The sequence below is a fragment of the Mammaliicoccus sp. FSL K6-3158 genome (assembly GCF_038005105.1).
Taxonomy (GTDB): domain Bacteria; phylum Bacillota; class Bacilli; order Staphylococcales; family Staphylococcaceae; genus Mammaliicoccus; species Mammaliicoccus sciuri.
On the sequence record NZ_JBBOSL010000001.1, the window covers coordinates 1,874,253 to 1,886,793 of the forward strand.

The 12,541-nt window shown below is 33.2% G+C and carries 14 protein-coding genes; 1 reads left to right on the top strand and 13 read right to left on the bottom strand.

Annotated features, from left to right (window positions below; all coding sequences use genetic code 11):
• Positions 1-72 precede the first annotated feature (72 nt).
• The 11 genes from MHH94_RS09335 to MHH94_RS09385 all read right to left on the bottom strand — a co-directional run bounded on the left by MHH94_RS09335 (position 73) and on the right by MHH94_RS09385 (position 10,483).
• Entirely contained in the window at positions 73-1,146 is a 1,074-nt protein-coding gene (locus tag MHH94_RS09335) for an ABC transporter substrate-binding protein (RefSeq protein WP_048542251.1), read from the bottom strand.
• A complete protein-coding gene (locus MHH94_RS09340) occupies positions 1,143-1,955 on the bottom strand; it encodes an ABC transporter permease (protein WP_049319340.1) in 813 nt (270 codons plus the stop codon). Before MHH94_RS09340 ends, MHH94_RS09335 begins: the two co-directional genes overlap by 4 nt.
• Position 1,956: 1 nt before the next feature.
• On the bottom strand, positions 1,957-2,760 hold the full coding sequence (locus MHH94_RS09345) for an ABC transporter permease (RefSeq protein WP_088592420.1): 804 nt from the start codon (positions 2,758-2,760) through the stop codon (positions 1,957-1,959).
• The gene (locus MHH94_RS09350; RefSeq protein WP_025905170.1) at positions 2,753-3,850 is read right to left on the bottom strand and encodes an ABC transporter ATP-binding protein; all 1,098 of its coding nucleotides are present in this window, start codon (positions 3,848-3,850) and stop codon (positions 2,753-2,755) included. The genes MHH94_RS09345 and MHH94_RS09350 overlap by 8 nt, the downstream gene beginning before the upstream one ends.
• Positions 3,851-3,860: 10 nt before the next feature.
• Positions 3,861-4,403: a helix-turn-helix domain-containing protein gene (locus MHH94_RS09355; protein WP_048542242.1), complete on the bottom strand. Its 543-nt coding sequence runs from the start codon at positions 4,401-4,403 to the stop codon at positions 3,861-3,863.
• A 114-nt stretch (positions 4,404-4,517) separates the two neighbouring features.
• Complete coding sequence (locus MHH94_RS09360) at positions 4,518-4,790, bottom strand: UPF0223 family protein (RefSeq protein ID WP_048542241.1); 273 nt, start codon at positions 4,788-4,790, stop codon at positions 4,518-4,520.
• Positions 4,791-4,854: 64 nt separating this feature from the next.
• Positions 4,855-6,261, bottom strand: a complete 1,407-nt coding sequence (lpdA, locus tag MHH94_RS09365) for a dihydrolipoyl dehydrogenase (RefSeq protein WP_048542237.1) — start codon at positions 6,259-6,261, stop codon at positions 4,855-4,857.
• 2 nt (positions 6,262-6,263) lie between these two features.
• Positions 6,264-7,550 carry a dihydrolipoamide acetyltransferase family protein gene (locus tag MHH94_RS09370; protein WP_058592402.1) on the bottom strand — a complete coding sequence of 429 codons (1,287 nt, stop codon included), beginning with the start codon at positions 7,548-7,550 and terminating at the stop codon, positions 6,264-6,266.
• Positions 7,551-7,592: 42 nt separating this feature from the next.
• Positions 7,593-8,570, bottom strand: coding sequence for an alpha-ketoacid dehydrogenase subunit beta (locus MHH94_RS09375; protein ID WP_058592403.1), 978 nt, complete (start codon positions 8,568-8,570; stop codon positions 7,593-7,595).
• A gap of 3 nt (positions 8,571-8,573) precedes the next feature.
• Positions 8,574-9,686, bottom strand: coding sequence for a pyruvate dehydrogenase (acetyl-transferring) E1 component subunit alpha (pdhA, locus tag MHH94_RS09380; RefSeq protein ID WP_048542229.1), 1,113 nt, complete (start codon positions 9,684-9,686; stop codon positions 8,574-8,576).
• A 164-nt stretch (positions 9,687-9,850) separates the two neighbouring features.
• Complete coding sequence (locus MHH94_RS09385) at positions 9,851-10,483, bottom strand: YkyA family protein (protein ID WP_048542228.1); 633 nt, start codon at positions 10,481-10,483, stop codon at positions 9,851-9,853.
• Positions 10,484-10,604: 121 nt separating this feature from the next.
• Between MHH94_RS09385 and def the strand changes: the two genes are divergently transcribed.
• A complete protein-coding gene (def, locus tag MHH94_RS09390) occupies positions 10,605-11,159 on the top strand; it encodes a peptide deformylase (RefSeq protein ID WP_049319348.1) in 555 nt (184 codons plus the stop codon).
• A 262-nt stretch (positions 11,160-11,421) separates the two neighbouring features.
• Here the strand turns inward: def and MHH94_RS09395 are convergent, their stop codons facing one another.
• Positions 11,422-11,694 carry a hypothetical protein gene (locus MHH94_RS09395; RefSeq protein WP_025905179.1) on the bottom strand — a complete coding sequence of 91 codons (273 nt, stop codon included), beginning with the start codon at positions 11,692-11,694 and terminating at the stop codon, positions 11,422-11,424.
• A gap of 12 nt (positions 11,695-11,706) precedes the next feature.
• Positions 11,707-12,486, bottom strand: coding sequence for a Cof-type HAD-IIB family hydrolase (locus MHH94_RS09400; RefSeq protein ID WP_058592404.1), 780 nt, complete (start codon positions 12,484-12,486; stop codon positions 11,707-11,709).
• Positions 12,487-12,541 lie beyond the last annotated feature (55 nt).

A 12,541-nucleotide genomic window follows, 5' to 3' on the forward strand; every position in this document is an offset into this window, starting at 1 on the left:
CTCCTAATAATGAATTGGTTTTAATTATAACAAAAAAAGGGCTTTGTTTCTCACAAAGACCCTTTATATTGACTAATTAAGCGACATTTTAAATTTTAAAAAGGCTTCATTATACGCTCCAATATTTTCTTTTCCTAAATCTTCATAAACTTCAAGTTTATTTCTTACTGAAGAATCAGGGTAGAAACGCTCGTCTTCTCTAACACTCTTATCTAAAAGATTATAAGAAGCTTTATTTGGTGTTGCATATCCAACCCATTCTGCATTTTGTTTTCCATTCTTCTCTTCTAATAAGAAGTTAATAAATTTATGTGCGCCATCAACATTTTGAGCTGTCTTAGGTATAACGATATTATCAAACCATAAGTTTGAACCTTCTTTAGGTACGACAAAATCCAATTTATCATTTTCAGTCATAATATCAGCTGCCATACCACTCCAAACAACGGCTACATCTGATTCGTTCTGAACCATCATTGTATTAATTTCATCACCTACAACACCTCGAACATTAGGTGATAACTTAATTAATTTATCTTGTGCTTTTTTCAGTTTTTGCTTATTCGTTTCATTTAAACTTTCATTCATGCTATTTAATGCAAATCCAATACCTTCTCTTGAACCATCAACGATTAATACATCATCTTTGAGACGTTTATCCCATAGACTATTCCATGTATTAAAATTGATACCTTTTGTTGTTTCAGGATTATACAAAATACCCACTGTTCCCCAAAAATAAGGTACGGAGTATTTATTACCTGGATCAAATGGTAAATTCATAAAATCTTTATCAATATTTTTTAAATTCGGTACTTTTTTATGATCAATCGGTATTAATAACTTTTCTTTTTTCATTTTTTCAACAGTATACTCACTCGGCACAGCAACATCATATGCTGTACCACCGTTTTTAATTTTAGCCATCATCGCTTCATTGGAATCAAACGTTTCGTATACGACTTTAATACCTGTTTGTTTTTCAAATTTTTTCGTCAAATCTGGGTCAATATATTCTCCCCAGTTATATACATAAATGACATTCTTTTTTCCTTTAGAAGGAGGCGGATCAATTAATTTAGTAGATAACATTAACAATGCCCCTACAACAATTGAAATGCCGACTAACTGCATTAATTGTTTCATCTTATAATGCCCCCTCTTTTTTCAAGTCTTTTTTGTTGGCCTCTTTTTAAGAAATAATATCCTAAAATCAGTATCATGACTAAAGCAAATAGCAATGTAGAAATCGCATTGATTTCCATCGTAATACCTTTTCTAGCCATAGAATATACTTCAACAGATAATACGCTAAAGCCACTACCTGTCACAAAGAAGCTCACTGTAAAGTCATCTAACGAGTACGTAAGTGCCATAAAGAATCCACCAATTGCACCCGGTAGAATATGAGGTATCACAACTTTAATAAGTGTTTGCCATGAAGTTGCACCTAAATCTTTAGCTGCATCGATCATTGATGTATTCATATCATAAAGTTTAGGAAGCACTAGAAGCACTACTATTGGTACACAAAATGCTATATGAGAAATTAATACTGACCAGAAACCGAGTCCCATACCTGTATAATGACCAATAACTGTAAATAACAGTAAAAATGACGAACCAATAACAACATCAGAACTTACCATTAAGATATTATTCAACGTTAGTAATCCCACTTTTAATTTTTTATTTCTTAAGTAGTAGATACCTATTGCACCACATATGCCGATTAAAGTAGAGATACTTGCTGCCAACAATGCGATCGCAATGGTGTTCACGATAATCACTAACAAGCGCTTATTTTGAAACACCGATGTATAATGATCAAATGTAAATCCTTTAAAATGCGTCATATTACCCGCACCATTAAATGAATAAAATATCAAGAAAAAGATAGGCAAGTATAGAAATATAAGTATAAGTGTAAAATAAAGTTTTCCTGTTAATTTCATACTATACCTCCTTATTCTCTGATTTAGATTTCGTAATAATGAGTATCAGAGCCATAGCTAATATTAAGAACACTGCTATCGTAGAACCCATACCATAATTTTGTGTAACTAAAAACTGTTCTTGTATAGCTGTACCTAAGTTAACAACTTTATTACCTGCGATTAAACGCGTAATCATAAATAAAGATAATGCCGGTATAAATGTAATTTGGATACCCGTTTTCACGCCTTCTAATGTTAAAGGCACGATGACATTTTTAAATGTTGTAAAACTATTTGCACCTAAGTCTCTTGAAGCTTGTAATAAATTCTCTGGTATTTCATCCATTGAATTAAAGATTGGTAACAGCATAAAAGGAATATAAATATAAACCGAAACGATGATAAATGCTGTACTTGTAAATAATAATTCTGTTGATGGTACGTGAAATATGCTTAAAATTTTATTTAATAAACCATCATGACTGAGGATACCAATAAAGGCATACGTCTTAAGTAACAAGTTAATCCATGTAGGTAAGATAACGAGTAATAATAATATATCTTTATGTTTAGCATTTCTAAGTGTTAACGCTAATGGATAACTGATTAGCAAACAAAAGAAAGTAATAATTAATGCATACCATGCTGAACTTAAAGTCATTTCTAAATAACTACTTGTAAAAAAGTTCTGGTAATTCTCGAATGAAAAGTGCCCATGAATATCAAGTAATGATGCATAAAAAATCATAGCAATTGGAACGATAATAAATAATACTATCCATATCATGTAAGGTACGAGTAATAATGATTTTATTTTATGCATGTTCCTCATCCTCATAGCTTTCAATTCGACGATCAAATTCTTCTTCTGTTTCACCTGGCAACATAATATGAATCGCTTCTGAATCAAAATCAAGTCCTACTGTTTCACCGATTGTTGCTTTTTTCGTCGTTTGGATTATCCATTCATTACCTTGTGCATCATAACAACAGATTTCATAATGAACACCTCTAAATAATTGAGAATCTACAACTGCAGAGATACGACCTTCATTCTCCGATTTAATCGTGATATCTTCTGGACGAATCACTACGTCAACTTTAGCATCTTTCTCAAATCCAGCATCTACACATTCATAAGGAATTCCGTACATTTCAACAACATAATCACGTTTCATGACACCTGTAACAATATTAGATTCTCCAATGAAATCTGCTACGAATTTATTGACCGGTTCGTCATATATGTCTACAGGTGTACCACTTTGTTGAATTTTTCCGTCTTTCATAACAAATATGTAATCACTCATTGCTAATGCTTCTTCTTGGTCATGTGTGACAAATATAAACGTAATACCTAATCGTTGTTGCAATTCACGTAATTCATATTGCATTTCTGTTCTTAACTTTAAGTCTAGAGCTGATAATGGCTCATCAAGCAAGATAATTTCAGGTTCATTCGCAATTGCTCTAGCAATTGCGACACGTTGCTTTTGACCGCCACTCATTTCAGTGATTTTACGTTGTTCATATCCTTCAAGCTTCACTAATTTTAATGCTTCTTTTACTTTAGTTTGAATATCTTTTTTATTTAACTTTTTTATTTTTAGTCCAAATGCTACATTGTCGTATACATTTAAATGAGGAAATAACGCGTAATCTTGGAACACTGTATTAACTTTCCTATTATTTGCTGGCACTTTGTTTATAATTTTATTATTAAACAAAATATTACCTTTTGTTGGTGTTTCAAATCCTGCTATCAATTTTAAAATTGTCGTTTTACCACATCCTGATGGACCTAATAATGTATAAAATTTACCTTCTTCAATTTCAAAACTGACATCATCTAATACTTGCGTGTTGTTAAAGTTCTTTGAAATGCCTTCGAACTTTATGATTGGTTGTTTCATACCTTACCTCCTATAAATACGATTCTGTAGCTACGATTAATACTTCAGCATCTTTGTTAGATTGATTTAAAAACTGATGCGTTTCATGCGCTTTAAAATAAAAACATTCTCCACTTTTAGCAGTATATGTTTGATTCCCTATATTTAAAGTTATGAATCCTTTTTTTACATATGCAAATGTTTCAGAATTTGATGGGCTAAATGCTTTATATTTAGATCCACTTTTTAAAGTGATAATAACAGGTTCCATTTCAAATTCATTTGAATCTGGAACGAGCCATTTGATTTTGTAACCTAAATCATATTCATCATATATCGTGTGTTCTTGTTCAGGATAATGTATACGGGCTTGATACAATTTCTCATTAAAAAACTCACTAGGCTCAACCCCTAATACATCTAAAATATTCAAAAATGTTTCCATAGATGGTGAAGATAAATTTCTTTCTAATTGCGAAATATACCCTTTAGATAAATCTGTACGCTCTCCAAGTTCTTCTTGTGTTAGGTTCTTTTGATACCTTAAATTTTTAAGTTTTTCTCCTATATTCATAAATCCCCCAAGAAAGTGTAAAGTTTACTTTTACTAAACATTAAGTTTAGTACCTTTAATAAAATAACAGAAATCATTTTATAGTTCAACACTTTTTTGGGGGATTTTATAATATTATTTAACTGAAATCGTTGTCGCTTCTTTATTCTCTTTTAAAGCTTTAACAACTTTATAGCCATCATAGCCACTCTCATCTTTGAAAGCTTTATAAAAATTATTCTCATCAGATTTACCAGGAATAATTTTCTTAAAGTTTTTATAAGCTTTATCTAATTCTTCTACATTTGCTTCACTTTCATATGCATCTTCTATAAGATTATAAAATGCCATCACTTCAAGAATTTCTTCTTGCGACCAATCCACATCTATTGGATAACTATACTCCATATTTTCTACTCCTTTACAAAAAAAGGCTGGGACATAAATATGTCTCAGCCTTATATTTTTATGATTACATTGTATGGATAGGTGTTCCTAATGCTACTTCTGCAGCTTCCATAGAAATTTCACCTAATGTTGGGTGAGCATGAATTGTTAATGATACGTCTTCAGCAGTCATACCTGTTTCAATTGCTAAACCTAATTCAGCAATGATATCTGAAGCGCCTGTACCAGCAACTTGTGCACCAATTAGAAGACCATTTTCTTTTAAAGCGATAAGTTTAACGAAACCAGCAGTTTCATTTAATGCTAATGCACGACCATTTGCAGCAAATGGGAACTTAGCAGCTTTAATTTCTAAACCTTCTTCTTTAGCGCTAGCTTCAGTGTAACCTACTGTTGCTAATTCTGGTTCAGTGAAACATACTGCTGGAATACCTAAGTAATCTACAGCTGATTTTTCACCAGAAATTGCTTCAGCAGCTACTTTAGCTTCGTAACTTGCTTTATGAGCAAGTGGAGGTCCAGCAACAATATCACCGATTGCATAGATATTGCTGATTGAACTACGGCTTTGTTCGTCAACTTCAACTAAACCACGATCTGACATTTTTAGACCTAATTCTTCAAGACCTAATTCATCAGTATTTGGTCGACGTCCTACTGTAACTAATACATAGTCTGCATCGATTTCTTTTGTTTCTCCGCCAGCTTCATAAGTAACTTTAACGCCGTTGTCAGTTTCTTCAGCTGATTTAGCCATCGCTTCTGTAACGATTTCTACACCTTTAGCTTTAAGACCTTTTTTAACGATTTGAGTCATTTGCTTTTCAAATCCACCTAAAATGTCTTTAGCACCTTCAAGAATTGTTACTTCAGAACCAAAGTTAGCATATGCAGTACCTAGCTCAGAACCAATGTATCCGCCACCTACTACTACTAATTTTTTAGGAACTTCTTGAAGTGCTAATGCACCTGTAGAATCAATGACACGTTTACCAAATTTGAAATTAGGAATTTCAATTGGTCGTGAACCAGTTGCGATAATTGCATTTTTGAAAGTATAAGTTTGAGATGCTTTTTCAGTCATAACTTTTAAGTTATTTTCATCTACAAAGTATGCTTCTCCCTTAACAACATCGATTTTGTTACCTTTCATTAGTCCAGCTACGCCGCCAGTTAATTTTTTAACTACGCCATTTTTGAACTCTTGAACTTTTTCGAAGTTTAATGCTACTTTCTCAGCTACAACACCCATATCTTCTGAATGTTGAGCATTGTGGAAACGGTGTGATGCTGATAATAAAGCTTTAGATGGGATACAACCAACGTTTAAACATACACCACCTAATTCGCCTTTTTCAACGATTGTTACTTTTTGTCCTAATTGTGCTGCACGAATTGCTGCAACATATCCACCAGGACCTGCTCCAATTACAATAGTATCTGTTTCAATAGGAAAATCTCCAACTACCATTTTTACCCCTCCATTAATAATAATTCTGGATTATTTAATAATCTCTTAATATGGTTCATTGCGTTTTGTCCAGTAGCACCATCAATTTGTCTATGGTCGAAACTTAATGATAGTGATAATACAGGTGCAGCAATAATTTCTCCATCTTTAACGATAGGTTTTTGAGCAATACGACCGATACCTAAAATAGCAACTTCAGGATGGTTGATTACTGGTGTAAACCATTGTCCACCTGCTGAACCGATATTACTTATCGTACATGTTGCGCCTTTCATTTCGTTAGCTTGTAGTTTACCATCACGTGCTTTAACAGCTAATTCGTTAATTTCATCAGAAATTTCGAACATTGATTTGTGATCAGCATTTTTGACTACTGGTACTAATAAACCACGATCAGTATCCGCAGCTATACCTATATTATAGTAATGTTTATGAACAATTTCACCATTTTCTTCATCAAATTCAGTATTTAATGCTGGGTATTTCTTAAGTGCAGATACTAATGCTTTAACAACATATGGTAAGAATGTTAATTTAGTACCTTGCTCAGCAGCAACTTCTTTGAATTTTTTACGGTGATCCCATAATTCTTGAACATCAATTTCATCCATTAATGTTACGTGAGGTGCAGTATGCTTAGAGTTAACCATTGCTTTAGCAATTGCCTTACGCATAGCTGGTATTTTCTCACGAGTTTCAGGGAATTCTCCTTCTGGTACTTGTGGAGATTGTACTGCTTGTGTATCTTCAGATGTAGTTTGAGCTTCTTCTTTTGCTGGTTGCTCTGAAGTAGTCCCACCATTTAAGTATGCTTCAACGTCTTCTTTTAAGATACGGCCATTTTTACCTGAACCTGAAACAGCTTTAATATTTACATCGTTATCACGAGCAAATTTACGAACTGAAGGCATAGCAATTACACGTTTAGACTCATCAACATTTTCTGATTGAGTTTCAGTAGTTGCTTCTTCTTTAGCTTCTTCAGCTGGTGCTTCTTCTTTAGTTTCTTCTTCATCGTCGTCATGACCTTTGAATTGTAAGCCTTCTGCGTCTGGTGCATCAATTTTAACAATTGTATCACCAACAACAGATACTGTACCTTCTTCAACCATAACTTCTTCAATTTTACCTGCAACAGGTGATGGAATTTCAACGACAGATTTATCATTTTGTACTTCACATAATACATCGTCTTCTTGAATTTCGTCTCCTGCTTTAACAAACCATTTTACAATTTCACCTTCGTGGATACCTTCACCGATATCTGGTAATTTAAATTCGAATGACACGATTTTTTCCTCCTAAATATTAAATCCGTATTTTAATGCGCATTAAAACTCTAATGTTTCTTTAGCTTGCGCTACGATATCTTTTTTGTTTGGTAACCAAACACCTTCTGCTTGTGTGAATGGATAAATAGTGTCAGCAGCTGCTACACGTGCAATAGGAGCTTCTAATGAAAGAACAGCTCTTTCAGAGATTTCAGCTACAACACTTGCGCCAACGCCTGCTTGTTTTTGAGCTTCTTGAACTACGATTACACGGTTTGTTTTTTCTACTGATTTAACAATTGCTTCAACATCTAATGGTTGAACAGTGATTAAGTCAATAACTTCAACTGAATAACCATCTTTTTCTAAATCTTCAGCAGCTTTTAATGATTCTTGAACCATTGCACCATAAGTAATGATTGTTAAATCTGTACCTTCACGTTTAACTTTAGCTTTACCGATTTCTACTTCGTACTCTTCTTCAGGTACCTCTTCACGGAATGAACGGTATAACTTCATGTGTTCTAAATAAACAACTGGGTCATTACTGCGGATTGCAGAAATTAATAGTCCTTTAGCATCATATGGGTTTGAAGGAATAACAACTTTCAAACCAGGAGATTGTGCTACTAAACCTTCTAAGTTGTCCGCGTGTAATTCTGGTGTATGAACACCACCACCAAATGGCGCACGGATTGTGATTGGAGCCACTTTTGAGTTACCTGAACGGAAACGGTGACGAGCTATTTGACCAGCAATTGAGTCCATAACTTCAAATACGAAACCAAAGAATTGGATTTCCATGACAGGACGGTAACCTTCAAGCGTTAAACCTAAAGCTAGACCACCAATACCTGATTCAGCTAGAGGTGTATCAAATACACGATCTTCACCGAATTCTTTTTGTAAACCTTCTGTAGCACGGAATACACCGCCGTTTACACCAACGTCTTCACCGAATAATAGAACATCTTCGTCTCTTTTTAATTCGTTTTGAAGCGCATTGTTAATCGCTTGAATCATTGTCATTTGTGCCATGACTTATTTCGACTCCTTCTCTTTGTAAATTTCATATTGTTCAGCTAAATTGTGAGGCATTTCTTCATACATGTTTTCCATTAAGTCTGTAACTTTTTGTTTAGGCGTATTATCTGCCTCTTTGATAGCTGTTTTAATTTCTTCTTTAGCTTTTTCCATTACTTCGTTTTCTTTTTCTTCAGACCATAAGTTTTTCGCTTCAAGATATTTTCTGAAACGTACTAATGGATCTTTCTTTTCCCAATCAGAATCTTCATCAGAAGTTCTATAACGAGTTGGATCGTCACCAGCCATTGTATGTGGACCGTAACGGTAAGTTAATGTTTCGATTAATGATGGACCTTCACCATTTACTGCACGTTCACGCGCTTGTTTAGTTACTGCATATACTGCTAATGCATCCATTCCATCTACTAATACACCTGGAATACCAACTGCTACTGATTTTTGAGCTAAAGTTTTAGCAGCCGTTTGTTTGTCACGAGGTGTTGAAATCGCATAGTTGTTATTTTGGATAACGAAAATTGCAGGTGCTTTGTAAGCAGAAGCAAAGTTGATACCTTCATAGAAGTCACCTTGTGAAGAACCGCCATCACCAGTGTAAGTAATTGCAACATTTTTCTTACCACGTTTTTTAAGACCTAATGCTACACCAGCTGTTTGGATAAACTGTGCACCAATAATAATTTGTGGACTTAAAGCATTAACACCTTCTGGAAATTGATTTCCAATAAAGTGTCCACGTGAGAATAAGAAAGCTTTTGTTAATGGTAAACCATGCCAAATTAATTGTGGCACATCACGGTAACCAGGTAATACATAGTCTTCTTTCTCTAACGCATAATGTGAAGCTAATTGTGAAGCTTCTTGTCCAGCTGTTGGTGCATAGAAACCTAGACGTCCTTGTCTATTTAATGAAATAGAACGTTGATCAAGAACACGAGTCCAAACCATTCTTTCCATTAATTCAACAAGTTCTTCGTCAGATAAGTCCGGTAACAAGTCACTATTTACGACATTTCCTTCTTCATCTAAAACTTGAACCATTTCAAACTTAGACTCTATTTCATTTAAAGTCGCTACTGCATCGAATTGGGCTTTTTTTCTCGGAGCCATTCAATTCACCATACCTTTCCCTATATTAAATAATCATTTCTTAATCATTCTAACACAAAACTGTTTTACTGTTAAATAAAAAATACTAACATCTTAAAAACCCCACTAATTAAAGGTTTTTATGTAACTGTACTAAAACATAATATTAGCTGTACTAATACAAATTATTTATCTAAAATAGCTGAAACATCTTTCTTTTCTTGTTGGACTTTTCTTAAAGTATTTTGATAATCTGTTACAACTTTTTCAGTCTTTTTATTAACTTCTGTCAATTTAGAAGAACGATCATTTGCACCTTTTTGCGTAGCATTGTCTTTTGATAAATAACTAAATAAATCTTTTTCCGTTTTTAATACCTCTTTATATGCATCCATCACTTCGTTATGTAACTTATACTTTTCGTCTAATGCATTCTTTAATTCTTTAGCTTCTTTTAATTGTTCTTCATCTTCTATATTTTTATAGTCCTTTTTAGACGTTTCATAAATATCTTTAGACTTCTTCATTGCTGACGTTTCATCTTTTACGATTTCTTCTCTATCTTTAATGCCGTCAGTTAATTCTTGCGCTTTTGTTTTAAAGTCATCATTTTTAGCTTTATTTAATGCTTCGATTTTTTTAACTTTGTCTTTTTCTGCCTTAGTCATTTTCTCATTTAAATCAACAATAACTTTTTCTTCTTTATTTGCTTTTTCAACTTTGTTATAAAAAGATTCAAGTGATTCTTTAGATTGACCACATGCTGTTAAAATTAATGAAGTCGCTAATGTTAATGTCACAAATTTCTTGCCAATCATTCGTAATTCCTCCTTTTAATCCTATCAATATGTTACTCTGTTTTTTTTATTTATACAATTAATAATAGATGTAAAAATGACCAGTTTTTGATAATATTTTATATGAGGAAGGTGCATGTAAATGATAACGATGGAAAATATTATTCGTGACGGCCACGAAACACTTAGAAAGAGAGCCGAAGAAGTAGAATTACCAGTATCGACTGAAGATAAAGAAACATTAAATGAAATGATGGAATTCCTAAAGAATTCTCAAAATGAAGAACTTGCTAAAAAATACAAATTACGTTCTGGCGTAGGCCTTGCCGCTCCACAAATCAATGTTTCTAAAAAAATGTTAGCAGTATATATTCAAGATGACGGAAAAGGAAACCAAATCGAACTTCAACTTATCAATCCTAAAATCGTAAGCCATAGTGTACAAAAAGCATATTTAAATGGTGGCGAAGGATGCTTAAGTGTAGATGAATCAAAACCAGGACTCGTACATCGTAATTATAAAGTAACGATTCAAGCATATGATATAGAAGGAAATCCATTTAAGAAAAGATTCAAAGGATATCCAGCAATCGTATTGCAACATGAAATCGATCATTTAAATGGCATCATGTTCTATGACTATATTAACGAAGAAGATCCATTCAAACCACTCGATGATGCAGTAGAAATTAATTAAATAAGTATGATGACAAAAGAGCGAATACCATTCAGTCGGTATTCGCTCTTTTTAATGTCATTATTCTGAATTGTGGTAATTAGAAACTGCACCTCTTACGGACACTTCTCGGAATTATGTCCCTAACTGCACCTCTTACGGACACTTCTCAGAATTATGTCCCTAACTTACACACCCGATGATTTCTATTTTATCAATAAAAAACAGTAATCTCAATCTTCCAATTGTAGATTACTGTTCTTCTGTCTCATGATTTTATTCATTACATAAATTCATCTCTTCGTTCGATGAAATGAATGTTTTTTTCTTTTAGTGCTTTTTGAATAGCGGTTAATTCATCCAAACTTAACCATTCTGGATCTTTGTTATGTCGAATGTAATGTGGATCTTGTTTAACGTTATTAATCATTTCATCATAGTTATAGATCATAACAACTTCATTTTTTCGAATATTAAATTCTATTCCTTTAAATTGTTTGTCAGATCTATTTTTTTCTGCATCGATTGTTTTGATGATGCGTTCGACCTTATCCATAAAATTCACATCCTATTCATCTATCAATCCTAATTCTATACATGCATAGTATATACCATTTTCACTTACATGTTTCGTTTCAAAATCACAAACTTCTTTTAGTGCGTCAACGGCATTACCCATTGATACACCACACCCTACTTCAGTAATCATTTCTACATCATTTGGTCCATCACCGAATGCAACTACTTCGCTTAATGGGAATCCTAATTTATCACTGAGTTCTTTTATGCCTTCTGCTTTAGAACGATCATTTGGCACTACATCTCTACTTAGTGGATGCCATCTATAGAATTTCAACGCATTGAATTGATTATCGTACTTGTCATCTTCATCGTCAGCATGGAAAATAAGTGCTTGATAAACTGGGTGATCAAGATAATATGTATTGTGATATTCTGGATAATCCATCTTTAATGTACCAAGACTTTCAGAAATGTCGTTATCACTTTCTACATTTGCATACACTGCTGTTTCGCCGAAGAATACTAGTGGATGATTATTCGCGTGTGCTTTGTCTACTATACTGGTAAGTTCCTCTTTATTTAATGGATATTTACTAATAATTTCTCCATTATATACAACAATTTGTCCGTTTAGCGAAACAAAAGTATCAATACCTGTTTCTCTAATAACTTCTTTAAACATATACGGTGCTCTACCTGTTGCAATTGCGACGATATGGCCAGCTTCTTTTAATTTTTTTATCGCATTAATAGTTGATTCTGGAATTTCTTTGTTTTCATCATAGATTGTACCATCTATATCAAAAAATATTAATTTCTTATTCAACTTTCATCGCCTCCTTGTCTCTATTCTAGTTGATAATCAATATATATGAAAGATT

What these genes read in the sequence shown, in the direction of transcription:
- MHH94_RS09335 (WP_048542251.1), bottom strand. Translation starts at nt 1,146, where the DNA reads ATGAAACAATTAATGCAGTTAGTCGGCATTTCAATTGTTGTAGGGGCA.
- MHH94_RS09340 (WP_049319340.1), bottom strand. Translation starts at nt 1,955, where the DNA reads ATGAAATTAACAGGAAAACTTTATTTTACACTTATACTTATATTTCTA.
- MHH94_RS09345 (WP_088592420.1), bottom strand. Translation starts at nt 2,760, where the DNA reads ATGCATAAAATAAAATCATTATTACTCGTACCTTACATGATATGGATA.
- MHH94_RS09350 (WP_025905170.1), bottom strand. Translation starts at nt 3,850, where the DNA reads ATGAAACAACCAATCATAAAGTTCGAAGGCATTTCAAAGAACTTTAAC.
- MHH94_RS09355 (WP_048542242.1), bottom strand. Translation starts at nt 4,403, where the DNA reads ATGAATATAGGAGAAAAACTTAAAAATTTAAGGTATCAAAAGAACCTA.
- MHH94_RS09360 (WP_048542241.1), bottom strand. Translation starts at nt 4,790, where the DNA reads ATGGAGTATAGTTATCCAATAGATGTGGATTGGTCGCAAGAAGAAATT.
- lpdA (WP_048542237.1), bottom strand. Translation starts at nt 6,261, where the DNA reads ATGGTAGTTGGAGATTTTCCTATTGAAACAGATACTATTGTAATTGGA.
- MHH94_RS09375 (WP_058592403.1), bottom strand. Translation starts at nt 8,570, where the DNA reads ATGGCACAAATGACAATGATTCAAGCGATTAACAATGCGCTTCAAAAC.
- pdhA (WP_048542229.1), bottom strand. Translation starts at nt 9,686, where the DNA reads ATGGCTCCGAGAAAAAAAGCCCAATTCGATGCAGTAGCGACTTTAAAT.
- MHH94_RS09385 (WP_048542228.1), bottom strand. Translation starts at nt 10,483, where the DNA reads ATGATTGGCAAGAAATTTGTGACATTAACATTAGCGACTTCATTAATT.
- def (WP_049319348.1), top strand. Translation starts at nt 10,605, where the DNA reads ATGATAACGATGGAAAATATTATTCGTGACGGCCACGAAACACTTAGA.
- MHH94_RS09395 (WP_025905179.1), bottom strand. Translation starts at nt 11,694, where the DNA reads ATGGATAAGGTCGAACGCATCATCAAAACAATCGATGCAGAAAAAAAT.